Raw genomic sequence first — 23,156 nt, forward strand, 5'->3', positions numbered from 1 at the left:
GCCCCGGCTTTCAAGATGGGCGGCACCGAGAGTTAAGGCCATCGAATGGGGCCGGTCTAGGGCATCCGGCATTGACGGCAGATGAACATATCGCAACCTTTCCCCGCCTCTGCGGGAGGCTCGGCTAAGTCATAGCCGGCAAATCGCTTTCCGGCATTTGTGCGGCTCCGAAAGGACGCGGATCGGCGTTGCAAAAAAATGCGGCTTCGGGTGCACAAAACACTTGTGGTCCGGGGCGAGCATCCGTATATCGCGTTCACCCAATTCGCACGTGCCTGTGGCCGCGTGCTGGTCGGTGGGCATCCGGACAAGAGGCCGGACAGCCGCCAGGGGTTGGAGGACGGATGGAGGGGATGGACATCCCTCAAATCACGCCTCCCGGTTTCCGCAAGGACGCCGTTCCCCGACACAGACCGGCAGCCGGAGGCAAAACCGGCGAACCCCGAATCTCCACGGGGGACGCAGCTTAAAGCAACGACGGAGCGGGCTTTTTTGGTCTCGCCGGCTTTCCACAGGCCGGCACCGAAGAGGCTTGTCCTTCATTGCCGGCCGTGCGGGGTCTTCCCCAATCGAACGGTGTTTCGGGTCCGGACGGATCGTCCGTTGTAGCAGGCGTCTCCACAGCGCCGCGCGACAGCGTCGATTCACTCCGGCGATACATCGCATCGACGCCGCTTGCGTCGTAGGGGAGCCGCGTCTCATGACCGAGCGCATCCGTGAGTTTCTTCGTACCCGACGTGAAGACGGGCCCTGCGTCGTCATCGACACCGAAGTCGTGCGCGCGAACTATCATGCCTTCGCCCGTGCGTTGCCCGACACCCGCGTCTTCTACGCGGTGAAGGCCAACCCGGCGACGGAAGTGCTTGCGCTGCTGGCCAAGCTCGGCTCCTGCTTCGACTGCGCCTCGGTCGTCGAGATCGAGCTCGCGCTCGCGGCCGGCGCCACGGCCGATCGCATCTCCTTCGGCAACACCATCAAGAAGGAGCGCGACGTCGTCCGCGCCATGGAGCTCGGCGTGCGCCTGTTCGCCGTCGACTGCACGGCCGAGGTCGAGAAGGTCGCCCGTTCCGCCGAGAAGACCGGCACGACCGATGCGCGCATCTTCTGCCGCATCCTCTGCGACGGTGCCGGCGCCGACTGGCCGCTCTCGCGCAAGTTCGGCTGCGTGCCCGAAATGGCCGCGGACGTGCTCGAGCACGGCCATCGCATGGGCCTGCTGGCCTATGGCATCTCGTTCCATGTCGGCTCGCAGCAGGCCAATGTGAACGCCTGGGATTCGGCCCTGGCCTCGGCCTCGGCGATCTTCAAGGAATGCGCCACCCGCGGCATCTCGCTGTCGATGGTCAACCTCGGCGGCGGCTTCCCGGCGCGCTACCTGAAGCCGATTCCGGGCGTGCCGTCCTATGGCGACGCGATCTTCCGGGCGCTGTCGAAGCATTTCGGCAACCAGCTGCCCGAGACGATCATCGAGCCGGGCCGCGGTATGGTCGGTGAGGCCGGCCTGATCGAGGCCGAGGTCGTGCTGATCTCGAAGAAGGCCGAAACGGACGAGGTCCGCTGGGTCTATCTCGATATCGGCAAGTTCAACGGTCTCGCCGAGACCATGGACGAGGCGATCCGCTATCCCATCCGCACCGTGCGCGATGGCGATGAGACCGTCCCGTGCGTGCTCGCCGGCCCGACCTGCGACTCGGTCGACGTCATGTACGAGAAGACCCCGTACATGCTGCCCTTCTCGCTGGAGATCGGCGACAAGGTGCTGATCGAGGGCACGGGTGCCTATACGACGACCTATTCGGCCGTCGCCTTCAACGGCTTCCCGCCGCTGAAGCAGTACGTCATCTGACGTCGAAAGGAGCGTAAGCTCCTTCCTGATCCCATCGGGTCCGGCGAAGCGCCCTGCCGCAAGGCAGGCTGTCCGACGCTAAGTCGGGTGGAGCGCTCGCATCTCCAGAACGGAGGTGCGGAGCGTGGCTCCCGCCGGACCCCTCTTCCACACAACCCATCCGCTTGTGGCCGCGTCCGCGCGGCGCCGGGAAGGTCTGCGTGAATGCAGGCGCTCCGGCAGGAGGTGCGTCATGATCACGATCCGCGACGAGATCGCCAACGACATTCCCGCCCGCGAGGTGCTGCTCGACCGTTGCCTGGGCGAGCGCCGCACCGCCAAGTCGAGCGAGCGCCTGCGCGAGGGTCGCCTGCCGGCTGATGGCCTCGCGCTCACCGCCGAGCGTGACGGCGAAGTGCTCGCGACCGTTCGCCTCTGGCATGTGGAAGCCAATGGCGTGCCGGCGCTGCTGCTCGGCCCGCTCGCGGTGAAGCCGGAGCTGCAGGGCGAGGGGCTCGGCAAGGCGATGATGCGCGAAGCGCTGTGGCGCGCGGCCTGCCGTGGGCATGGTGCCGTCATCCTCGTCGGCGACGCGCCCTACTATGCCCGCTTCGGCTTCGATCCGGCGCTGACGCGCGAGCTTGCCATGCCCGGCCCGGTCGAGCGCGAGCGCTTCCTTGCGATCGAACTGCGCGACGGCGCGCTCGACGGCGCCAGCGGCGTGCTCGTTGCCAGCGGCGCCGCCTCGACAGCGACTTTCGAGGCGGAGGCGGTGGCCCAGGCCGCCTGACGCTTCAGACCTATCGTCATAGCGCCGTCATTGCCCGGCGCTTTCCATGCGCAGGCCGTATGGAAAGCGTCGCGGCGATTGACGGCGCGATTTTGCGCTCATACGACCCTTTTGACCTTTTTTGTCCCAGAAACCCAGGAGTTTGAGAGAATGACGAATTGGCCCGTCTACGGCGAGATCACCGGCCCGATCGTGATGATCGGCTTCGGTTCGATCGGCCGCGGTACGCTGCCGCTGCTCGAACGGCACTTCAAGTTCGACAAGAGCCGCTTCGTTGTCATTGCTCCCGACGATTCCAACCGCCACCTGCTTGACGAGCGCGGCATCCGCTTCATCCAGGAAGCCGTCACCATCGAGAACTACAAGACGATGCTGGAGCCGCTGCTGACCGCCGGCGGCGGGCAGGGTTTTTGCGTCAATCTCTCCTGCGACACCGGCTCGCGCGATATCATGGAGTTCTGCTCCAGCCTCGGCGCGCTCTATATCGACACGGTCAACGAGCCCTGGCTCGGCTTCTATTTCGACGAGAGCAAGGGCCCGGCCGAGCGCTCGAACTACGCGCTGCGTGAGATGACGTTGGCGGCCAAGCGGGCGCGCCCGGCCGGCACGCCGACGGCCGTTTCCTGCTGCGGCGCCAATCCCGGCATGGTCTCCTCGCTGGTGAAGCGGGCGCTGACCAACCTCGCCGCCGATATGCGTCTCAATGCGACGCAGCCGAACACCCGCGAGGAATGGGCGGCGTTGATGCAGCGCGTCGGCGTCAAGGGCATCCACATCGCCGAGCGAGACACGCAGCGCTCGAAGAATCCCAAGCCGCCGGGCGTCTTCGTGAACACCTGGTCGGTCGAAGGCTTCATCGCCGAAGCCGTGCAGCCGGCCGAGCTCGGTTGGGGCACGCATGAGAAATGGATGCCGGCGAACGCTCATGGCCACGAGACCGGTTCGCAGGCGGCGATCTATCTGATGCAGGCTGGTGCCGAGACCAAGGTCCGGAGCTGGTGCCCGACGCCGGGCGCGCAATACGGCTTCCTGGTCACGCATAACGAGTCGATCTCGATCGCGGACTATTTCACCGTGCGCGACGAGGCCGGCAAGGCCGTGTTCCGGCCGACCTGCCACTACGCCTACCATCCCGCGAATGATGCCGTGCTCTCGCTGCACGAGATGTTCGGCAATGCCGGCCGTCCGCAGGAAGAGCACCATATCCTGGAGGAGAAGGAGGTCGTCGACGGCATCGACGAGCTCGGCGTGCTGCTCTACGGCCACGAGAAGGGCGCCTACTGGTTCGGCTCGCAGCTCTCGACCGAGGAGGCGCGTTCGCTTGCGCCCTACCAGACCGCGACCGGTTTGCAGGTGACCTCGTCCGTGCTGGCGGGCATGGTCTGGGCGCTGGAGAATCCGCGTGCGGGGATCGTCGAGGTCGAGGAACTCGACTTCAACCGCTGCCTCGAGATCCAGCGGCCCTATCTCGGGCCGGTGAAGGGTTATTACACCGACTGGACGCCGCTCGATGGCCGGCCGGGGCTGTTCCCGGAGGATATCGACACCAGCGATCCCTGGCAGTTCAGGAACATTCTGGTTCGGTGAAGGCCGTTATCTGAAGGGTGTCATCCCGTGCGCGCTGCGGCACGATAGTGCTGCTGCGCAGACACGGGACCGTTTTCCGGTAAGGGCGTCCTTTCGTGAAGTGGGCGCCCTTTGCTTTATGGGTGCCTTGTTATGAGCGCGATCCCGCATCTGCGCAGCAGCACTGCGTGCCGCAGCGCGTGCGGGAAGACACCCTATGATTGAAGGAAGCCCCTATGACTTGCGGGCGACCGTCACGCCGGCCAGCAGCGCCGCGCCCGCCAGAAAAAACACGATCAGCACGGCGAGCCCCGCCCGTTGGCTGGCGAAGACCGTCGTCGCCAGCGCGACCAGCGTCGGTCCCATGAAGGACGTGACCTTCCCCGACAGCGCAAACAGCCCGAAGAACTCGCCGATGCGTCCCTCGGGTGCCAATCGCGCCATCAGGCTGCGCGAGGCCGCCTGCATCGGCCCGGCAACGAGGCCGATCAGCAGGCCGAGGCCGAGATAGACACGCTCCGGCAACGACGCGAACAGGCCGTCGCCGGCGACGGGCGGGGCGGCCGGGATCACGAACAGGATGTGGTCGGCACTGAGCGAGAGGATACCGAGGCAGGCGAAGAGCAGGCAGGCGATGGAGCCCAGCACCACAGGCTTGCCGCCGATCCGGTCGTCGAGTTTGCCGCCAGCCCAGGCGCCCAGCGTGCCGGTAACGGTGAGCAGGATGCCGAAGATGCCGAGCTCGATCGTCTGCCAGCCGAAGACGCCGGCTGCATAGATGCCGCCGAAGGCGAAGAGCGCGACCAGTGCATCCTGATAGATCATGTTGGCGATGAGGAAGCGGCCGAGCGACGGCAGCTTCGGCAATTCGGCCAACGTATCCTTCAAGCGCCCGACACCGCCCTTGGCCGCTTCGGCAAGGCTGAGGCCCGTCCTGCCGGAATCCGGTGTCAGCAGGAACATCGGCGTGACGAAGATGATGAACCAGAGCGCGGTCAGTGGTCCCGAGAAGCGGTCGCCCTCGCGCGCGGCGGCATCGAGCCCGAGGATCGGCGCGATACCGATGAGCGTCTTGCCGGTCTGCGGATCGGCGGCGAGCAACCCAAGCGTGATCGCGAGCGAGAGCAACCCGCCGAGATAGCCGATGGCCCAGCCGGTGCCGGAAAGCCAGCCGAGGCGCTCCGGTGGCACGAGGCGGGTCATCATCGCGTTGTTGAAGGTCGTGGCGAATTCGGCGCCGATCGTCGCGATGACGAAACCGGCGAGTGCGATCGGCACCGCAGCGGCCGAGCCGGGCACCGCGAACCAGAGCATCGCGGAGCCGATGACAAGGAGCGCGCCGAAGGCGGCGATCCAGGGCTTGCGCGGTCCTGTCCTGTCAGCGATGCCGCCGAGCAGGGGTGAGAGCAGGGCGATGCAGAGACCGGCGAAGCCTGTCGCATAGCCCCAGAGCGCCTGGCCGTCGGCGGCGTCCTTGGCCAGCGCCGAGGCGAAGAAGGGCGCGAAGACGAAGGTCGTAACCAGCGTGAAGAAGGGCTGGGCCGACCAGTCGAAGAACAGCCAGGCGGTGACCGCGCGGCGTGGTGGCCAGACGGTGGGCGGCGCTTCGACAGGCAGCGTCGCTGGCGTCACTGCAGGGTCGTGTCCGGATCGCCGCCGCCGCGCGCCAGCTCGATCTCGGTGATCGCGACCAGGACCTCGGCCCTGTCCTTCAGCGTCGGCGCTTCCAGCAGCGCCTGCTTCTCGCGCGGCCCGAACGGGCACATCATCGAGAGCGCGTTGACCAGTGCCTCGTTCGGCGCCTCGTTGACGCCCTTCCAGTCGATCTTGAGGTCGTTGGCCTTGGCGAAGTCGCGGAGCGCCTTGAGCAGGCCCTTGCGGTCGACCTCGTCCTCGCCGGTGCGGGCGGCGAAATCGGCGGTGAATGAGTCATAGCCGACGCGGCCCTGGCGATAGGGCGTGGTCACCGCCAATTCGTCGAGCAGGCGGAAGCGGCTGATCCCGGTCAGCGTGATGATGTAGCGGCCGTCGCCGGTCTCGGAGAACTGGGTGATGCGGCCGAGGCAGCCAACCTTGAGCAGCGGCGGGATCTCCGGCTGCCGTCCGGTTTCCGGCTCGGGCTGGATGATGCCGATGACGCGTTCACCCTTGAGCGCGTCGTCGATCATGGCGAGATAGCGCGGCTCGAAGATATTGAGCGGCATCTGGCCGCGCGGCAGGAGCAGCGCGCCGCCGAGCGGAAAGAGCGGAATCGCCTCCGGGCAATCCTTGGCTCCCTCGTAGACGGCGTTCATGCCCATGCGCGCCTAATCCTTGTGCCGGTCAGGAGAACAGCAGGGTCGAGAGCTTGCGGCGCCCGCTGACGCTCGCCTCGTCCATCGGGCCCCAGGCCTCGAAGAACTGCAGCAGCTGCTTGCGTGCGCCGTCGTCGTTCCACTTCCTATCGGCCTTGATGATGGCGACGAGATGGTCGACCGCTTCCTCGCGCCTGTCGCGGGCGTTGAGCGCCAGCGCCAGATCGAAGCGGGCCTGGTGGTCCTTCGGATCGGCCGCGACCCTGGCTTCCAGCTCGGCGGTGTCACCGAGCGAGGCGGCCTGCTCGGCCAGCTCGATCGCGGCGCGCACGGCCGTGATCGCCGGATCGCCGGCCTTGTCCTGCGGCGCCATGCCGAGAATGCCCTTGGCACCCTCGATATCGCCATTGTCGAGATGCAGCCGTGCCAAGCCCGCGATCGCCGCGAGGTTGTCGGGCTCGATCTCGAGCACGCCGGCATAGAGCTCGCTCGCCCCGGCGGGGTCGCCGGCTGCGATTGCGGCCGCGGCGGCCTCGATCAGCTCTGCGGTTTCGCCCGGGCCCATCGGCCCGACCAGGCGCTCGATGAAGACCTTGATCTGGCTCTCGGGCTGGGCACCCATGAAGCCGTCGATCGGCTGGCCCTGCTTGAAGGCGATGACGGCGGGAATCGACTGGATGCCGAGCTGGCCGGGGATCTGCGGGTGCTCGTCGATATTCATCTTGACGAGCTTGACCTTGCCGCCGGCCGCCTTGACCACCTTCTCGATGACGGGGGTAAGCTGCTTGCAGGGGCCGCACCAGGGCGCCCAGAAATCGATCAGCACCGGCTGCTTCATCGATTCCGCGATGACGTCCTCGCGGAAGCCCTGGGTCGTGGTGTCCTTGATCAGGCCGGGTTGTCCGGCCGCCTCGCCATTGACCAACATGGGTCGTCCTTCGTGATAGGCTCTGGAGGCGAAGGCGTGCCCTTATGGCCGCCCGCGCAGTTGCGCCATAGATGGGGTGCTTCAGCCGTTCTGTCCATCGGGCGGGACCGGCAAATCGACGATCAGCGGCTCATGCCCGGTGTTCCGGAAGAAGGCCAGCAGATCGTCGCGGCTGACCCGCAGCGTCGCCGTGTTGATCAGCGGGTGAAAATTGACGTCCTCGCCGCTCGCCAGCGTGGCATCCAGCACCATGGTGACGTCGCCTGCGCGATCATTGATCACGGCGAAGGCGGTGACGGAGCCCGGCGTGACGCCGAGCTTCTCCATCAAGAGTTCGGCCGAGCCGAAGGAGAGCCGGCCGCTGGCGCCGATGCGCTCGTGCAGGCGCTTCAGGTCGATTCGCGCGTGAGCTTCGGCCGAGACCAGGAAAATCCGCCCCTTCTTGTCCTTCAGGAACAGGTTCTTGGTGTGGTGGCCGACCATCTCGTCGCGATGCGGCGCCGTCTCGGCGACGGTGAACACGGCCGGATGGTCGGTGCGATGGAAGGTGATGCCCTTCTCGGTGAGATAGGCACAGAGCTGGTCGGACGTGACGGGCGCGGTCATGGTGGAGCGATCGGCAGGGGCGAACAGGTTTCGGGACGTCGATGAAACCGCCTGCCGGAACGGCAGGAGCGGGCCCGAGGATGCCTAGCCTCGCGTGGCGTCGGCAGCAAGATGGGTAGAGCGATTCCGGGCTTTTGTGGAAGGCGGCAAAAAACTTTCGCTGGGGTGCTTGCGCTTCGCGGTGCTTTGGGGCAATAACCCGACCGCGCCGCCAACACGGCGCGACTGTCTCGGATGCGGGTGTAGCTCAGGGGTAGAGCACAACCTTGCCAAGGTTGGGGTCGAGGGTTCGAATCCCTTCGCCCGCTCCAGACAATCTCAAGGCTTGAGAAGCATGCAAGCGTCGGATCTTCCGGCGCTTTTTGCTTTTCGGGCTCGAGGGATTCGAGGTCATTTTCGAAGGGCTCTGGAAGCCCGTGGTTACCTCGCGGTTACAAGTACGCTTCGGCGCCGAGAAAAAGAGGCGCTCAAGCAGCGCGTGCATCGCCGTTGCAGTTGACACGATTTGCAATATAACAAATATTGCAAATATGACAAATGCGCAGGTTATCGCTGCCACCCTCCGCGCCATCAGGGCCAAGCTGAACCTTACTCAGGAACAGCTTGCCGAGCGATTGGGCGTGTCGTTCGCGACCGTCAATCGCTGGGAAGGGGGCTCAAACATGCCGCAGAAGGCTGCTCGCGAGGTGATCGCCGCTCTGGCCAAGGAAGCGGGGGTAATCGCGACTGAAGATACTACTGAGTCGCCGGAACCCGCGGCCGGTGTCACTCGTCGGCGACGCGGCGCGCCGCGTGTGCCCTCCACCAAATCGATGGAGCAGATGCTGTGGGACGCCGCTTGCTCGATCCGGGGCGAGAAGGATGCTGCCAAGTTCAAGGACTACCTGCTGCCGCTCCTATTTTTGAAGCGCCTCTCGGATGTATTCGACGACGAGATCATGCGGCTGGCTGAGGAATACGGAGACCGGGAAACCGCGCTCGAAATTGCCGAAGGCGATCATTTCCTGCTGCGCTTCTATCTTCCGCCGGAAGCCCGCTGGGGCGTCATCAGCGGGCGCGATGCTTATGACTGGCCGCTCGACGACAAGGGCGAGACCACCAAGCCGAAGGACATCGGCGAGCACCTGACCAAGGCCGTCCGCGCCGTGGTGAAGCAGAACCCGGCCCTGTCGGGCGTCATCGACGTGGTCGACTTCGCCGCCGAACGCAATGGCGAGCGCGACGTCAATCCCGCCAAGCTGCGCGGCGTGATCGAGATCTTCTCGGATGCGCGTTACCGGCTCGGCCTCGCCGATGTCCAGCCGGATTTCCTCGGCCGCGCCTATGAGTACCTGCTCAGGAAATTCGCCGAAGGCTCGGGCCAGAGCGCGGGCGAGTTCTTCACGCCGACAGAGGTCGGCTTCCTGATGGCGCATATCATGCGGCCTCGCCCTGGCGAGGATTGCCACGACTATGCCTGCGGCTCAGCGGGGCTTCTGGTGAAGCTGCAATTGGTGGCGCGCGAACTCGACCCCACCAGCAAGGTGCCGCTGAAGCTCACCGGCCAGGAGCTTCAGGCCGAGAGCTACGCCGTGGCGCAGATGAACGGCATCATTCACGACATGAGGATCGAGATCGCCCGCGGCGACACGATGATCAATCCGAAGTTCCGCACGGCGGACGGCAAGGTGAAGACGCATGACGTTGTCGTCGCCAACCCGATGTGGAACCAGCCGTTTGCTCCGGATGTGTTCGCCAACGATCCGTTCGATCGCTTCCGCACGGCGGGCGGCATCACCACGGGCAAGGGCGATTGGGCATGGCTTCAGCATACGCTCGCCTGCCTGGGCGAGCACGGCCGCGCCGCTGTGGTGCTTGATACGGGCGCAGTGACGCGCGGCTCGGGCTCGAAGAACGAGGACAAGGAACGGAACATCCGTAAATGGTTCGTCGATGGCGACCTGATCGATGGCGTGATCCTTTTGCCGGACAATCTCTTTTACAACACTAGCGCTGCCGGCGTGATCGTTGTGCTGAACAAGCGCAAGTCGGCGGCGCGCAAGGACAAGATTGTCCTTCTCAACGCCAGTAAGCGGCTGCAGAAGGGTAAGCCGAAGAACTATATTCCCGAGAATGACATCAGGCCGTTGGCGGCGGCCTTCTTGAAGGGCGAGCCAATCGAGGGTGAGATCGCGGTCATCACGGGGACGCAGGCCGAAGAGGCGGATTACAATCTCAGCCCGAGCCGATGGGTGGGAAATGAAAAAGACGAAGAACCTGCAGACATCGAGTCCTTGTTGGCCTTACTGCGTCAGTTATCCAGCGACATTGTTGATAACGACGCGAGCTTGTTCAGGATGTTCGCGAGGCTTCCTTAATGAACGTAGATCACGAATACAATTTGCGTGAAGAATTAGGTCCGATTCCTGAAGGTTGGGTTGCCGTTCGCTTTGCCTCCGTTCGCGAGTGGCTTCAATATGGCACGTCAGTCAGGTGCCGCAGTGAACCAACAGAATTCCCGGTTCTCCGAATTCCGAATATTGAACTGGGCCACGTAAATACGAGCGATCTAAAATTTGCCGAGTTAAATTCATCCGAGGCAAGCCGATACCGCCTTGATGAAGGCGATCTCATATTTATCCGGACGAACGGGGTAGTAGAACGACTTGGTTCGTGCGCCGTCTATGGAAATCAGCCGGAAAACGCACTGTTTGCTTCGTATTTAATCCGCGCGCGATTGAAGCTTGAACGAGTCGATCCTCACTTCGCGGCGTACTTCTTTGCATCGCAGCGTGGCAATAGAATAATCGCAGGACGTGCCACGCCTGCGGCCGATGGGAAATTCAACCTTAACACGGGAACAATTGATAGCCTGCCGTTCCCACTTCCTCCGACACTCGATGAACAGTGCGAGATTGTCGGCGCTCTTGCCAGTGTGCAGGACGCGATAAAGCTGCATGACCAGAGTCTTACTGTTTCACGAAGTCTGAAGAGCGCGGCGATGCGGGCTCTGTTCACGAAGGGCCTGCGCGGCGAGGCGCGGAAGCACACCGAAATCGGCCTTGTGCCGGAGAGCTGGGATGTGGAGCCGCTTGGCAAACACTACTCAGCAGTGTCCGGAGGAACCCCTTCGCGCGCAAATTCCGAGTTTTGGGAAGGCGGAACAATCCCCTGGGTGAAAACAACAGAGGTCAATTATGGCGTAATCACCAGCACAGAAGAACACATCACAGAAGCCGGTCTGCAAGGCTCTGCTGCCAAGTGGCTTCAGGCCGGAACCTTGTTGATGGCGATGTATGGACAGGGAGTAACACGAGGGAAGGTGGCTATCCTTGGCATCGACGCTACCTGCAATCAAGCGTGTGCGGCGTTGCGTCCATTGGATGAGAGTGTCGATTCGCTTTTTCTCTTCCATTTTCTTAGCTGGCGCTATGACGAAATACGCCAGCTTGCTCATGGCGGTCAGCAACAAAATCTGAACCTGGAGATTGTGCGAGATCTACCGATTGTGTGTCCGCCAACGCTCGGCGAGCAACGCGAGATCGTCACCATTCTCGATGCTATTGACCGCAAGATTGATCTGCACAAGCGCAAGCGGACCGTGCTCGATGAGCTGTTCAAGGCTCTGCTGCACAAGCTGATGACGGGCGAAATCCGCGTCGCAGACCTTGACCTCTCGGCGCTCGAACCGGCGAAGGAAACGGAGGCTGCGGCATGAGCGAATTCAAGATCAGCGAAGCCGGCACTGTCCAGTTTCCGATGGTGAAGCACGCCGTCGAGATCGGCTGGACGCCGCTCACCCCTGAAGTCGCCAAGCAGAAGCGCGGTGGCGAGGCCGGGATGCTGCTGCGGGACGAACTGGAAGCGAAGCTCGCCCAGTTCAATGGCTGGATGAGCAAGGATGCCATCCGCTCGGTCATCGAGACGCTCGACGCCCTGCCGCCGACCATCGAAGGCAATCGCGAGATGCTGTCCTGGCTGCGCGGCGAACGGCAGTGGTACGACGAAGAGCAGAAGCGCCACCGCCGGGTGACGCTGATCGATTTCGATCACCCCGAGGTCAACGCCTTTCACGTCTCCTGGGAATGGGCGCTGAAGCCGCCCGCCCGCAAGGGCAACCGCGCCGATGGGATGTTTCTGATCAACGGTGTGCCGGTCTGTATCGTCGAGCACAAGAACCCCAAGGATGGCGACGCCATCGAGCGGGCCATCAAGCAGTTGCGCCGCTATGAGATCGAGACGCCGGAGCTGATCGGCTCGCCGCAGCTGTTCAACGTCACGCATCTGCTCGATTACTGGTACGGTGTCACCTGGAATGCCAACCGCCGCTTCCTGGCCCGCTGGAAGCAGGCGCCGGACGAAGCCTACCGTTTCGCCGTGCAGGCGTTTTTCGAGCGCACCGACTTCCTGCGCACGCTTCAGCACTGGATTCTGTTCTATGTCGAGGACAGCGAGACCCGAAAGTCGGTTCTGCGCCAGCATCAGCGCCGCGCCATCGACACGGTGATCGAGCGCTGCGCCGATTCCACCAAGGACCGCGGCCTCGTCTGGCACACCCAAGGCTCCGGCAAGACCTTCACGCTGCTCACGGCGGCGCGGCTGATCCTGGAACAGAAGGAGCGTTTCAAGAACGCCACCGTGATTTTGGTGGTCGACCGCACCGAGCTCGAAGGCCAGATGAAGGGCTGGGTCGAGAAGCTGCTCGGCGAGATGCAGAAGCAGGACATCGCCACTTGGCGGGCCAATACCAAAGCGCAGTTGCAGGACTATTTGACCAGCGACAAGCGCGGCCTGATCCTGTCGATGATCCACAAGTTCGAGGGCGTCGACAAAGACAGCAGCACCCGCGACAACATCTATGTTTTTATCGACGAGGCGCACCGCTCCGTTGCCAAGGACCTCGGCACCTATCTGATGGCCTCGGTGCCGAACGCCACGATCATCGGCTTCACCGGTACGCCCATCGCCAAGACCGAACAGGGCGAAGGCACGTTCAAGATCTTCGGCAAGGACGACGAGAAGGGCTATCTCGACAAATATTCCATTGCCGAGTCGATCGAGGACGAGACGACGCTGCCGATCAAGCACGTCATGGCGCCGAGCACGATGACCGTGCCGGCGGAGCGGCTCGACAAAGAATTCTTCGAGCTGGCCGAGGCCGAAGGCGTCACCGACATCGACGAACTCAACAAGGCTCTCGACCGCGCCGTGGGTCTGCGCACCTTCCTCACCGCCGACGACCGCATCGAGCAGGTGGCGGCCTTCGTTGCTGATCATTTCAAGGAGAACGTGCTGCCGCTCGGCTACAAGGCGTTTCTGGTCGGCGTGAACCGCGAGGCCTGCGCCAAGTACAAGCGCGCCCTCGACAAGCTGCTGCCGCCGGAGTGGAGCGAGCCGATTTACACCGAGAACGCGGCAGACGTCGTCGACCGCCCGCTGGTGGCCAAGTTACAGGTCAGCGACGAGCGCGAGGCAGACGTTCGCTTGCTGTTCAAGAAGGCGGACAAGGACCCGAAAATCCTGATCGTCACCGATAAGCTGCTGACCGGATACGACGCCCCGCTGCTGTATTGCCTCTACCTCGACAAGCCGATGCGAGACCATGTGCTGTTGCAGGCCGTGGCGCGGGTCAATCGCCCCTATGTCGATCCGAACGGAATCCAGAAGCGCGTCGGCCTCGTGGTCGATTTCGTCGGCGTGCTGCGGGAGCTGAAGAAGGCGCTGAAATTCGATTCGTCCGACGTGAGCGGCGTCATCGAAGACCTCGACCTGCTGCTGAAGGACTTCCTGGAAAAGATTGCGAAGGCCGAGACGGAGTATCTCGATGCCGGAGAAGGTGGCGACGCCGACGAGCGTCTGGAGCGCATCGTCTATGGTCGCTTCCTAGAACCGGAGCCGCGCAAGGCGTTCTTCGAGGCCTACAAGGACATCGAGGCGCTTTGGGAAATCCTGTCGCCGTCGCCCGAGCTGCGCGATCATATCGTCACGTTCAAGCGTCTCGCACAGCTCTATGCAGCCGTCCGCAACGCCTATGCCGAGAAGGTCGGCTTCGTCGCCGATCTCGCCTACAAGACCAAACGGCTGGTGGAAGAGAGCGCCACGCAGAGCGGCCTCGGCACGCTCACCAAGAGCGTGACGTTCGACCTGAAGACCTTGGACGCGCTTCGTGGCGAGAAGGGCAGCGACGAAGGCAAGGTGTTGAACCTCGTTCGCGGGCTTCAGCACGAGATCGACGAGGACGCGACCGCCGCTCCGGTTCTCCAGCCCCTCAAGGACCGCGCCGAGCGCATTCTGAAGGATATGGAGAGCCGCAAGACGACCGGCCTCGCCGCCATGGACCTTTTGGCGGCGCTCGCCGCCGAGAAGGACGCTGCGGCCAAGGCAGCGAAGGAGACCGGACTTTCGCCGAAAGCCTTCGGCATCTTCTGGGCGCTCAAGGACGATGAAGCCCTGAAGAAGGGCGCCGTCTCACCCTTGGACCTCGCCAAGGAGACCGAGAGACTGATGGCCCGCTTTCCGAACGCCCAGGTGAATTCCGATGAGCAGCGCCAGCTCCGGGCGGCCCTCTACCGCCCGCTTCTCGGCATCGACCGCGACGCTCGCACGAAGATCGTCGACCTGATCGTCGAGATCGTTACGCGATGAGATGGCCGATGGAGGCCTGCCTCACGCCCGCAATGCGGCTGAAGCGACGGGTTGACACCTGGACGGTTCGGCTGCGCGTCATGCCTCGCCTGGTGCGCGTTCAAAAGATGACCCGGAAATGGGGATCATGCTCGACTTCGGGAATTATCACTCTCGCTTTCGAACTTGATGAGCAGCCCACCGCCTTCCAGGATTTTGTAGTAGTTCACGAGCTGCTGCACCTAAGGGTCCCAAACCACGGACGGCTGTTCAAGGCGCTTATGACGGCGCATGTACCAAACTGGCGGTCCCAAGAGGTCCGGCGAAGCGGAATTCGGTCGCAAATTTCCTCTTAGCCTACAAATTCTTGCTCGGCGCATTGCCGCAACGATCGTATTGGAGTGCAAGCATGGTCGACTGCCTGGAAAACGATATTGTGTTGGCGCTTACTTACCGATCGCCACTTTTCCAAGCACCGCCTAAAGATGCTGGCAACGGGAAGGAGACCTTTGCTGCTGATACCCGAGAACCTTACCAGCGTGATCTTGGCCGGATCATTCACTCCGCTTCATTTCGGCGCCTTCAAACTAAGACCCAAGTCATGGGTACGGGCGAAGGAGATTTTCATCGCACGCGCCTAACTCACTCGCTCGAGGTCGGCCAAATTGGGAGGGGGATTGTCTGGAACCTTGCTGCTCGACAGGAAGCGCCCTACCGCGAAATCCTCCCTAGCTCAGAGTTGATAGAGGCAATCTGCTACGCTCACGACCTGGGACACCCTCCATACGGCCATGGTGGTGAGCGAGCTCTTCATTCCCAGATGAAGTATTATGGCGGTTTCGAAGGCAACGCCCAGACGATCCGCATTCTTACCCGCCTCGAAAAGTATTATCGAGGCGAAGGCATTCGAGGGACACGCCGGCTTATTCTTGGGGCCCTTAAATATCCGGTCGCATATGGAGAGTACGGTGCAGCTGCATTAAAGCCAAAACCACCAAAATGCTTCTATGATGAAGACAAAGATCTCATACAGCAGGCGCTGAGCATTTTCTCAGAAACTGACCAGAAGGAATTCAGGCGTCTCGGGTCGAGCGGAAAACCAGCTTATAAAAATTTCGATTGCTCGATTATGGAACTGGCCGACGATATCGCTTATGGGGTCCACGATCTCGAGGACGGTATCGGGCGGCGTATTCTAAAGAGAGATGAGATCGGCGAAAGTATCTTACATGGCTTCAAGAATGCCGGTGTCAAACACGTGCGCGATGTTGCAATCGAAGATTTAATAGGGAAACTTTTCTCCGCGGACGCTTGCGAACGCAAGCACGCAATCTCGCATTTGGTTGGCTATTTTATCACGAGCATTGAGGTGAACCACCAAGGTGTTTTTGATAATCCTCTCCTTGATCTTAATGCCTTGGTGCCAGATGAGACACGCACGCTTCTCGATCACCTTTCAAAGGTAATCACTTACAAGGGTATCGTTCGTAGACGAGAAGTCCAAACTCTCGAGTATAAGGGTGAAAAGATCATCCGGGATCTTTTTGAAGCCTTTGCTGAGCGGCCGCTAGCGCTTGTCGGTGCAGCAAGCCTTGATCCATTCGGCACAGGCGCCGTTCAAATTCTTGAGAAACTAGAGGATGCCGGAAGCGAGGGGGCGTGGCGAGCAGCTGGAGAGGCGGAGCAGCGCCTGGTGGCCCGCGCAATTTGCGATTTCATCGCGGGCATGACGAATCCGTACGCGGAGAAATACCATCAACGTCTGTTTGAGCCTGGCTTTGGCAGTAGCACGGATGAGCTTTAAAGCGGCTAAAGTTACGGCAGGCGATCTTGTGGGAGCAGCCTAAATGAGCAGGCGCGATCCAGCTATGTCCTCAGGCGCCGAATTCAATGATCTTCTGACTGGTGCCGGCATTGCGCCCTCGGAGGTTTGCATAATTCGTCACCAAACGTCTAAGCCAGGCGTCGGCGGAATGAGCTTGTTCGAACTTTGGCGCGATAACCCAGCTGGGTTCAAACGGTATCAGGACACGCAACAACCCAAGAGAGCCATATTTCGGAATCGGAAGATCTGGGCGGGATTTGTTAGCCCGTCTCCTGGTGAGACCTTGTTTATCGGTCTGTTCGACGCTGTGTTGGCGACGACGCGCAAGGCCGATTGGCTCTGTGACTACAGTGGTGACGCGCCCAATAATAGCGAGCCAGTGAATATTTTCGACACGCGGCCGCGACCTGAGTTGGCTGAGCTTATTGGCCGGCTACGAGTAGTTTGGCCGAAGGCCAATGTCCGTACCTGGGCACGCAAAGCGGACAGAATAAGTCTATCGATCGTACCCGATGTTGCTACCCCTGCATCGAGACCACTTACGGGCGCTAGGCTGGTAACAGGATTGGAAGCGCTAGGCTTCCTACGGCGTCACACGACTCAAAAGTTGAGCCAATTTCGCCGGGGGAACGTAATCATCTACGTTAAGCGCGAGACGGAGGTGCGCCCACTCGTAGTTCACCCGCAATTTCTGGATATCATTAGCGAATTGCGCAGCTTGCCGGGTGTCGATTTGCAGTACCCGGCTCGAACCTACATTAATAGCAACCTGGCGCAGTTCCCGGTCTATGTCAGCAATAATCGAATCGCGGCCGGCCACCATGGCTTGGCAATGGGTGTTCATGAGGATCAGCTCGAAACTCTAATCACTTTGCTGGACGATCATTCGAGAGTCGATACGCGCGATGGGCCCGTACGTATTGTTGCGCCGCAAGAGGATCCCTTAACAGAGAAAGAGCGCTTGCAGGCCGCAAGAATAGGCCAAGGTGAATTCCGCAGCGCATTAATGATTTTGTGGAATGGCACTTGCCCCATCGCTGGCGTTGATCATAGCGAACTTCTCCGGGCTTCCCATATTAAGTCCTGGAAATGTTCATCGAATTCAGAGCGGCTTGATCCTTTCAATGGGCTTTTATTGTGCGCTCACATCGATGCACTATTCGATCGTCATTTGATTAGTTTCGAAGACGACGGTCAGATGCTTATCTCTAGCGTCGTCTCGGATGATAACCGCCTTCGCCTCGGTCTTGCGAAGAGCGCAAGAATTGAAGGGCTAGATGCGCGCCATGCCCCGTATTTGACACACCATCGGAGCCTGTTCAGGCCGTAGGCTTCGCTCACAAAACAATCTGCAGCTGGGGCAACACGGAGCGGATCTCAGTTTGCTGCCTGGCGGACAATTTCATGAGGACACTGGCTCGGCCCTTCGTATCAGCTCGAACGGCTCCGCGCCGATCGCTCTCGCTATAGCGATGTACTCGGCCACATCGAGCCGCCGTTCCCCGGTCTCATATTTCGACACGAATGTCTGCCGCTGGCCGATGCGGGCCGCGAGTTCGACCTGCGTGATACCGGCGTTCTTGCGCGCCTGGATGAGCGTTCGGAGCAGGGACTCGTAGAGTTCGGGTTGGGTTGAAGCCAAAGCCGGCGCCTGAAGCGATGAAACCGGCCGCCCAGATCAACCCGAATTTCGAATACCCCAAAATGGGGTATTCGCGCATGCTGCGCCCCGAGTGGATGATTCGGGGGATGGGGCGTGAAAGAGCAGTACGTTGGCGACGTCAACGACTATCGGAAATATGCGCTGCTAAGGCTGCTCGGTCAGTCGGGGCTGAGGCTCGGCGTCTGCTGGATGCTGACGCCGAATGACGGGCGCAGCGACGGGAACAAGCTCAGCTACCTCGATCAGCCGAAGCAGGAGCAGCACGATCCCGAGCTGTTCGCGCTGCTGCGGCGGGTTTGGGACGAGCCTGATGCTCGTCGGCTGATCTTGATCGAAGGCAGCGAGACCCTGCCGGGTGCCGTTTTCGTCAACACCGTCGTGCCCGAGACGCTGTTCGAGCGGCAGCTTTGGTTCAAGCAGGCGAGTGCGGCCCTAGCCGATACCGATCTGATCTTCTTCGATCCCGACAACGGCATTGAGATCGGTTCGGTGGCCAAGGGGCGGCGCAATTCCTCGAAATATGTCTATCGCGACGAGCTGGCGGCAACCTACAGAGCCGGCCACTCGCTCCTGGTTTATCAGCACTTCCAGCGCAAGGAGCGTGAAAGCTTCATTCGCGATGTCGCTGACGATCTCCGGCGCGTTGCTCCCGATGTCGAGGTCTGGGCGATCCGAACCGCGCATGTCGTGTTCATGCTGGCGATCCAGCCACGGCACCGCGCCGCTTTGTCGGCGGCCGCACACCATGTCCGCGAAACCGCCGATCCAAAATTCCTGCGCGCGCAGCTGATCGCGTCTGCAAGCCCATGATTGTGCGCGGATTTTCGGCGTGTTTCCGTGCCGATTTTTTGCCTTGAGGAGCCTCTGAATGAAACTCATCACTCTCGCCGCCGCACTGATTTCTGGCATCGCCCTGTCCGGCTGCGTAGGCCTCGTCGACGCGCAGTCGAAATGCTCCGCGCAGTCGGCTTCATATCTGACAATGTGGGACTGCATTCGCGGTCGCGTCGCGGCTGGAACCGCAGGCCAGATTAATAACGACCTTGGCGTCCGCTATCTCGCGGTCGGCGATCTGCTGGCGCAGAGCGTCCGCTCCAGCCAGATGAGCGATGCTGAGGCGAAGGCGCGACTCGCGATCGAGCTGGAGCGGGGCAACAGCGAGTTCAATCGCCGCCAGGCGGCATCGTCGCCCAGTCTCACCCGCTGCACCAACAACAACGGCGTCGTGCACTGCCTATCATTCTGACGATATGGCACCACAACGGCCGGGGCATTCCTTCGACGGAGAGTGCTGCACGCCTCGTGCGGGCCGATCGGCCGAGCTCGCGGACTTCCGATGTCGAGCTTGGCCGACTCTCGTGAGGAGGCATCAAGTACGAGTTAGTCGCTGATTGCAGCGGTAGCGTGAACAACCGCGTTTTCCACCGAAGCGGGCGGCTGCCGGGGCAGGTCGTTTAATGCGCGATTCAGCAGTGGCGTAAATCTCGCCGCAGCACTCTGGCAAAACCTAGCGAAATTCCGCGTGACGACGGGTTGGATGTCGACGATCTCGCCAGTCCTCTCGCTGTACAATTCCTCGTTCGCAATCAACAGCCAGCGACCCTTTGTGATCTTTCGGCCCTGTAAGAGAGCCAAGGCGACCGTCTGCCTAACCTCAGCCGAACACGGGCCCAAATATAGGTAAGCATTGATCTCATCGCCCTCGCGCTTGATCTCGAAGAGGAGAATGCGGCCGCTATCTGTCCACCCACTTCCGCTCTTAAAATGCGGCAAGGACTCCCAGTCGAGACAAGCGAATTTCAGGATGTTAGCAGTTTGGGGCTCCGATGCATCGAATGTGAAATTGCCTGACTTATTGAGATCAGCAATGATCAGATTGGCTTCTGCAGCCATTGTTTGAAGCACGCCGCGAAGTCTGTCAGGTCTGCGTTCCATTAAAAAATTCAAAGCTTCTTTATGGCGGGACCAAAGTCCGTTGGCGATTTCTTCAAGCTGCTGGTCTGTCACGTGATGCCTCTTCAGCATTTCAATAAATGCCCGAAACGCTTCAATCGCAGCTGAAGCCGCACCGCTGCCATCGAGTTTTTCAAATGCCGGTACGAGCTGCGCATACCTAAGCGGAATCCACTCCGCGTCTGCGGGCTCTTCATCTTCCACCGTCAGGAAGATGTAGAGCTTCCGCCAATTCGGAAACTCTTGCTCCATGACAGACCTATAACCAGCCAGCTGGCCTGGCCCCTGCGTCGAGCCAATCTTTAGTTCGATAGCGATCGCGATGTTGAGCTGCCGAAGTTTGACGAGAATGTCGATATGTCGAAATTCCCGGACAATCTCGGCCCGCTCAAACGCCATGATGTGTGCGTGTAGCGGGGAGAGCCCAGCCGTCTGCACACCGTGAGACTGGCCAGCGCGCAGGGCTTCCATCACGAGTGTCCGGAGGACCGACGGCCCATACCCATGAGACCCTGCGGGGTCGAGGAAGGCTGCTAGAAAGTTCCCAAGTCTGACCTCGCCATGGACAACGTTCATCGCCTCAAAGAGACAAAATCGGCCCAGCTTTGCCTCGAGCTTCGAGAACTCGGGATCTCCCACGACCAGTTGTTCAAGCTGTTCAACAAAGGCAGGCAAATCATATCCCCATGCTGTTTCTCAGCTTTAAGTAGCTCCCAGCGAGCGTCAATGAGTGACACTGCCAAGCTGCGTCATCACTCGTGCTATGGTACAGGTTCGGAGAGGTTTGCGATTGTCGAGTGGGCCCCTCCGACAATCACGCTTGCCATATGAAGATGGGGGAGTTGCGAAGCAACATCCCCCCGAGAGCCGGCGGTATGGTTCTACGGCGCTCGGTTGGCGGGCCCGGCCACCCAGCATGGCCACACCGCGGGCCGGGGTACGTACCCGCGCGCCTGGGAGCGGGCTGGCCGCTATGGCTATAGCTGCGGAGCGCCGCGCCCGTCCGTCAGCCCTGCGCTTGGGCCTGCCGCAGCACCTCGTAAGGGTCGACGCCGAGCGCGCGGGCGATGGTGATGAAGTCGGCGATGTCGATGTAGCGGGCGCCGGCCTCTTAGCGGAACACGAAGCCGGTCGAGCGGCCGAGGCGCTCCGCGAGCTGAGCCTGCGTCAGACGCCGTGATCGCCGCTCCGCGATGAGGCGGGCGACGATGCGGTCATGGAGAACGCCGCGCATCAGAGCGCGGCGGGCTCGTCTACGGCGGCGATGACGTGCAGGTCGGTCTCACAGATGCCCTCGGCCTCGATCGCCCAGAGAATCTCGTCGGCGTCGATCTCGGCGAGTTCGGCGGCCTGCTCCAGCGTGACGATGGTCAGCGCCTGACTGCGCAGATCGATCAGGCGGTACTGGTCCATGGCGTCGTCTCCATCGTGTTCTGGAACGATCGAAACACGCGGAGACGCAGCGCATAATTTTCCGGGAAGCAGCCTGATATTGCGTTCGACGCAGGATCGCCGCGGGTGCCAATAACGCCGGTAGCGACCTCAATGACGACGGGGAGGGCGGCTCCTCGCCATCCTCCCCGCTCGCGAACGTCCGCATGCGCCAGCGCGTTCTACCTGCCCGCTACATAGGCCCGGTCGAGCGCCGCCACCGCCGCCTCGCCGCCGCGAACGGCCTGGGTGTAGTGGCCAAGCGTCACGGTTGCGTTGGCGTGGCCGGCGAGCTTGGCGACGAGACCGACCTCGATGCCCTCGGCCTGCAGCGTCGAGATGAAGGAATGCCGCGCCGAATGCGGCGTAACATAGGGCAGGCCCAGCGTCTCGAACACCGGCTCCCAGTAGCGGCTGCGGTAGTTCTGGTAGAGCAGCGGTCCGCCGCCACCAATGCGGGCGACCTTCGGCCAGGGCTGGAGCCGGCCAGGACCAGGGAAGACGCGGTGCAGCGTCTTACCCAACCTCGGACAGCGCACTCGCCATTCCAGCAGCAGTGCGCGCAGGGCCGCACTCATCGGGATGTCGCGCGTCCCGGCCTCGGTCTTCGTCATGTTGGTCAGCGAGCCGTCGCGCTCCTGGATGCGGCGGATGCGGATGACGTTCGCGTCGAAGTCGACATCCTCCCAAAGCAGCCCGAGCTGCTCCGACGGCCGCGTCCCTGCAAGGAACGGGAAGGCGTAGTAAAGCCCGTGCTCAGGATCATTGCGGGCCGCCTCGACCAGCTTTCCGATCTCCGCCGGCGTCAGGATCGCCTTCTTCGTCTTGACCCGGTTGCGACCGAGGCCGCGCGGCATGCTCGGCGCCCGCACCCGGTAGTCCTCCTCGTTCAGGGCGAGGATCGAGATCAGGTGCGATTTTGCCCGGTTGGCCGTGTATTGCCCCGAGAGCGCGGCCAGATCGCGATGCCAAGCCCGAATGCGGGCCGTGGTCAGCTCGCTCGTCTTGATCTCGCCGAGCATCGGTACGAGGCGGCAGCCCTTGGGCAGCTTCCCAGATGCCTTCCAGACCAGCTTGTCCTTGGCGGAGCCGTCGAAATATGGCCCGCGGATATGCTCGACCACGACCTTGTAGCCAGCGAGCGTGTTCGACTTTACCTTGCCATCGCGATCGGCGATCCAATGGTCGACCGCCTGACCAACCGTCGGCGCCTTGCGTTCGTCGGCATAGGAATTCGACATCACCTTGGCCGTGAGATCATTGCGGCGGGCCTCGGCGGCCTTCAGCGTCTCGTGGAATTCCTGGCGACGATCGCCCGAGATCGGCTCGCGATAGTTCAGCACATAGCGCAGCTGCTTCACGACCTCGCCGGACTTGAGTTTGCGGCGCCGGATCCGCTTGGTGATATTGGTTCGGAACGTCATGGCGACCCCTGAGAAGAAAAAATGCTCAGAAAATCACGGCGAAGGAACCCGTACAATTATTCATCGGGCGCCGAATATATTCAGAGCTTTTGAGATGAAACCACGAGCGCGACCACGGAATTGGAGAATACGCTCAGATGCCGTCTCGGCGGGCGTCTCGATACTTGAGAACAATCGCTCTCCGAGGTTGAAATCGCAGCCGCGTGGCGGTGTGGCGCCCCGTGGCGGGGCTGGGCACCGGCCCCGCC

20 protein-coding genes and 1 tRNA gene are annotated in these 23,156 nt (G+C 61.8%); 12 read left to right on the top strand and 9 right to left on the bottom strand.

What is annotated here, in order from left to right; genetic code table 11:
* The first annotated feature begins 700 nt into the window (after positions 1 to 700).
* The 3 genes from ACODTJ_RS15810 to ACODTJ_RS15820 all read left to right on the top strand — a co-directional run bounded on the left by ACODTJ_RS15810 (position 701) and on the right by ACODTJ_RS15820 (position 4,202).
* Entirely contained in the window at positions 701 to 1,846 is a 1,146-nt protein-coding gene (locus ACODTJ_RS15810) for a type III PLP-dependent enzyme (RefSeq protein ID WP_454654633.1), read from the top strand.
* A gap of 232 nt (positions 1,847 to 2,078) precedes the next feature.
* Positions 2,079 to 2,615: a GNAT family N-acetyltransferase gene (locus ACODTJ_RS15815; RefSeq protein WP_454654634.1), complete on the top strand. Its 537-nt coding sequence runs from the start codon at positions 2,079 to 2,081 to the stop codon at positions 2,613 to 2,615.
* A 150-nt stretch (positions 2,616 to 2,765) separates the two neighbouring features.
* The gene (locus ACODTJ_RS15820; RefSeq protein ID WP_454654635.1) at positions 2,766 to 4,202 is read left to right on the top strand and encodes a homospermidine synthase; all 1,437 of its coding nucleotides are present in this window, start codon (positions 2,766 to 2,768) and stop codon (positions 4,200 to 4,202) included.
* Positions 4,203 to 4,415: 213 nt separating this feature from the next.
* Here the strand turns inward: ACODTJ_RS15820 and ACODTJ_RS15825 are convergent, their stop codons facing one another.
* The 4 genes from ACODTJ_RS15825 to ACODTJ_RS15840 all read right to left on the bottom strand — a co-directional run bounded on the left by ACODTJ_RS15825 (position 4,416) and on the right by ACODTJ_RS15840 (position 8,009).
* Positions 4,416 to 5,813 (bottom strand): MFS transporter, encoded by a 1,398-nt coding sequence (locus ACODTJ_RS15825; protein ID WP_454654636.1) that lies wholly within the window; start codon positions 5,811 to 5,813, stop codon positions 4,416 to 4,418.
* Entirely contained in the window at positions 5,810 to 6,481 is a 672-nt protein-coding gene (locus tag ACODTJ_RS15830; protein ID WP_454654637.1) for an LON peptidase substrate-binding domain-containing protein, read from the bottom strand. The genes ACODTJ_RS15825 and ACODTJ_RS15830 overlap by 4 nt, the downstream gene beginning before the upstream one ends.
* Before the next feature lie 22 nt (positions 6,482 to 6,503).
* Positions 6,504 to 7,403, bottom strand: a complete 900-nt coding sequence (gene trxA, locus ACODTJ_RS15835; protein WP_454654638.1) for a thioredoxin — start codon at positions 7,401 to 7,403, stop codon at positions 6,504 to 6,506.
* Positions 7,404 to 7,484: 81 nt separating this feature from the next.
* The gene (locus tag ACODTJ_RS15840) at positions 7,485 to 8,009 is read right to left on the bottom strand and encodes a prolyl-tRNA synthetase associated domain-containing protein (protein WP_454654640.1); all 525 of its coding nucleotides are present in this window, start codon (positions 8,007 to 8,009) and stop codon (positions 7,485 to 7,487) included.
* Positions 8,010 to 8,245: 236 nt separating this feature from the next.
* Between ACODTJ_RS15840 and ACODTJ_RS15845 the strand changes: the two genes are divergently transcribed.
* From ACODTJ_RS15845 to ACODTJ_RS15875, 7 genes are all read left to right on the top strand, one after another.
* Positions 8,246 to 8,320 (top strand) — tRNA-Gly (locus ACODTJ_RS15845).
* Positions 8,321 to 8,371: 51 nt separating this feature from the next.
* On the top strand, positions 8,372 to 10,366 hold the full coding sequence (locus tag ACODTJ_RS15850) for an N-6 DNA methylase (protein WP_488849336.1): 1,995 nt from the start codon (positions 8,372 to 8,374) through the stop codon (positions 10,364 to 10,366).
* Positions 10,366 to 11,706 carry a restriction endonuclease subunit S gene (locus ACODTJ_RS15855; RefSeq protein WP_488849338.1) on the top strand — a complete coding sequence of 447 codons (1,341 nt, stop codon included), beginning with the start codon at positions 10,366 to 10,368 and terminating at the stop codon, positions 11,704 to 11,706. Before ACODTJ_RS15850 ends, ACODTJ_RS15855 begins: the two co-directional genes overlap by 1 nt.
* Complete coding sequence (locus tag ACODTJ_RS15860; RefSeq protein ID WP_488849340.1) at positions 11,703 to 14,633, top strand: type I restriction endonuclease subunit R; 2,931 nt, start codon at positions 11,703 to 11,705, stop codon at positions 14,631 to 14,633. The genes ACODTJ_RS15855 and ACODTJ_RS15860 overlap by 4 nt, the downstream gene beginning before the upstream one ends.
* A gap of 32 nt (positions 14,634 to 14,665) precedes the next feature.
* Entirely contained in the window at positions 14,666 to 14,968 is a 303-nt protein-coding gene (locus ACODTJ_RS15865; RefSeq protein WP_488849403.1) for a M48 metallopeptidase family protein, read from the top strand.
* Between the two features lie 53 nt (positions 14,969 to 15,021).
* Positions 15,022 to 16,416, top strand: coding sequence for an anti-phage deoxyguanosine triphosphatase (locus ACODTJ_RS15870; protein ID WP_488849342.1), 1,395 nt, complete (start codon positions 15,022 to 15,024; stop codon positions 16,414 to 16,416).
* A gap of 169 nt (positions 16,417 to 16,585) precedes the next feature.
* Positions 16,586 to 17,767, top strand: coding sequence for an HNH endonuclease (locus tag ACODTJ_RS15875; RefSeq protein ID WP_488849344.1), 1,182 nt, complete (start codon positions 16,586 to 16,588; stop codon positions 17,765 to 17,767).
* A gap of 72 nt (positions 17,768 to 17,839) precedes the next feature.
* Here the strand turns inward: ACODTJ_RS15875 and ACODTJ_RS15880 are convergent, their stop codons facing one another.
* Positions 17,840 to 18,079, bottom strand: coding sequence for a helix-turn-helix domain-containing protein (locus ACODTJ_RS15880; RefSeq protein ID WP_488849345.1), 240 nt, complete (start codon positions 18,077 to 18,079; stop codon positions 17,840 to 17,842).
* A gap of 114 nt (positions 18,080 to 18,193) precedes the next feature.
* Between ACODTJ_RS15880 and ACODTJ_RS15885 the strand changes: the two genes are divergently transcribed.
* A complete protein-coding gene (locus ACODTJ_RS15885) occupies positions 18,194 to 18,910 on the top strand; it encodes a hypothetical protein (protein ID WP_488849347.1) in 717 nt (238 codons plus the stop codon).
* A gap of 58 nt (positions 18,911 to 18,968) precedes the next feature.
* Positions 18,969 to 19,346: a hypothetical protein gene (locus ACODTJ_RS15890; RefSeq protein ID WP_488849348.1), complete on the top strand. Its 378-nt coding sequence runs from the start codon at positions 18,969 to 18,971 to the stop codon at positions 19,344 to 19,346.
* Positions 19,347 to 19,480: 134 nt separating this feature from the next.
* Here ACODTJ_RS15890 and ACODTJ_RS15895 read toward each other — a convergent pair whose 3' ends face one another.
* The 4 genes from ACODTJ_RS15895 to ACODTJ_RS15910 form a co-directional block, all read right to left on the bottom strand.
* Complete coding sequence (locus ACODTJ_RS15895; RefSeq protein WP_488849404.1) at positions 19,481 to 20,629, bottom strand: PD-(D/E)XK nuclease family protein; 1,149 nt, start codon at positions 20,627 to 20,629, stop codon at positions 19,481 to 19,483.
* A 535-nt stretch (positions 20,630 to 21,164) separates the two neighbouring features.
* On the bottom strand, positions 21,165 to 21,287 hold the full coding sequence (locus tag ACODTJ_RS15900) for a hypothetical protein (RefSeq protein ID WP_488849350.1): 123 nt from the start codon (positions 21,285 to 21,287) through the stop codon (positions 21,165 to 21,167).
* A complete protein-coding gene (locus tag ACODTJ_RS15905) occupies positions 21,287 to 21,466 on the bottom strand; it encodes a hypothetical protein (RefSeq protein WP_488849352.1) in 180 nt (59 codons plus the stop codon). Before ACODTJ_RS15905 ends, ACODTJ_RS15900 begins: the two co-directional genes overlap by 1 nt.
* 200 nt (positions 21,467 to 21,666) lie before the next feature.
* Positions 21,667 to 22,908 carry a tyrosine-type recombinase/integrase gene (locus tag ACODTJ_RS15910; protein WP_488849354.1) on the bottom strand — a complete coding sequence of 414 codons (1,242 nt, stop codon included), beginning with the start codon at positions 22,906 to 22,908 and terminating at the stop codon, positions 21,667 to 21,669.
* Between the last annotated feature and the right edge of the window lie 248 nt (positions 22,909 to 23,156).

The sequence above is a fragment of the Allobosea sp. FG18 genome (assembly GCF_057809495.1).

Coding starts and splice junctions, on each gene's coding strand:
- ACODTJ_RS15815 (WP_454654634.1), top strand. CDS start 2,079: ATGATCACGATCCGCGACGAGATCGCCAACGACATTCCCGCCCGCGAG.
- ACODTJ_RS15865 (WP_488849403.1), top strand. CDS start 14,666: ATGCGGCTGAAGCGACGGGTTGACACCTGGACGGTTCGGCTGCGCGTC.
- ACODTJ_RS15870 (WP_488849342.1), top strand. CDS start 15,022: ATGGTCGACTGCCTGGAAAACGATATTGTGTTGGCGCTTACTTACCGA.
- ACODTJ_RS15900 (WP_488849350.1), bottom strand. CDS start 21,287: ATGCGCGGCGTTCTCCATGACCGCATCGTCGCCCGCCTCATCGCGGAG.
- ACODTJ_RS15890 (WP_488849348.1), top strand. CDS start 18,969: ATGAAACTCATCACTCTCGCCGCCGCACTGATTTCTGGCATCGCCCTG.
- ACODTJ_RS15905 (WP_488849352.1), bottom strand. CDS start 21,466: ATGGACCAGTACCGCCTGATCGATCTGCGCAGTCAGGCGCTGACCATC.
- ACODTJ_RS15910 (WP_488849354.1), bottom strand. CDS start 22,908: ATGACGTTCCGAACCAATATCACCAAGCGGATCCGGCGCCGCAAACTC.
- ACODTJ_RS15840 (WP_454654640.1), bottom strand. CDS start 8,009: ATGACCGCGCCCGTCACGTCCGACCAGCTCTGTGCCTATCTCACCGAG.
- ACODTJ_RS15875 (WP_488849344.1), top strand. CDS start 16,586: ATGAGCTTGTTCGAACTTTGGCGCGATAACCCAGCTGGGTTCAAACGG.
- trxA (WP_454654638.1), bottom strand. CDS start 7,403: ATGTTGGTCAATGGCGAGGCGGCCGGACAACCCGGCCTGATCAAGGAC.
- ACODTJ_RS15895 (WP_488849404.1), bottom strand. CDS start 20,629: ATGAACGTTGTCCATGGCGAGGTCAGACTTGGGAACTTTCTAGCAGCC.
- ACODTJ_RS15810 (WP_454654633.1), top strand. CDS start 701: ATGACCGAGCGCATCCGTGAGTTTCTTCGTACCCGACGTGAAGACGGG.
- ACODTJ_RS15830 (WP_454654637.1), bottom strand. CDS start 6,481: ATGGGCATGAACGCCGTCTACGAGGGAGCCAAGGATTGCCCGGAGGCG.
- ACODTJ_RS15855 (WP_488849338.1), top strand. CDS start 10,366: ATGAACGTAGATCACGAATACAATTTGCGTGAAGAATTAGGTCCGATT.
- ACODTJ_RS15860 (WP_488849340.1), top strand. CDS start 11,703: ATGAGCGAATTCAAGATCAGCGAAGCCGGCACTGTCCAGTTTCCGATG.
- ACODTJ_RS15820 (WP_454654635.1), top strand. CDS start 2,766: ATGACGAATTGGCCCGTCTACGGCGAGATCACCGGCCCGATCGTGATG.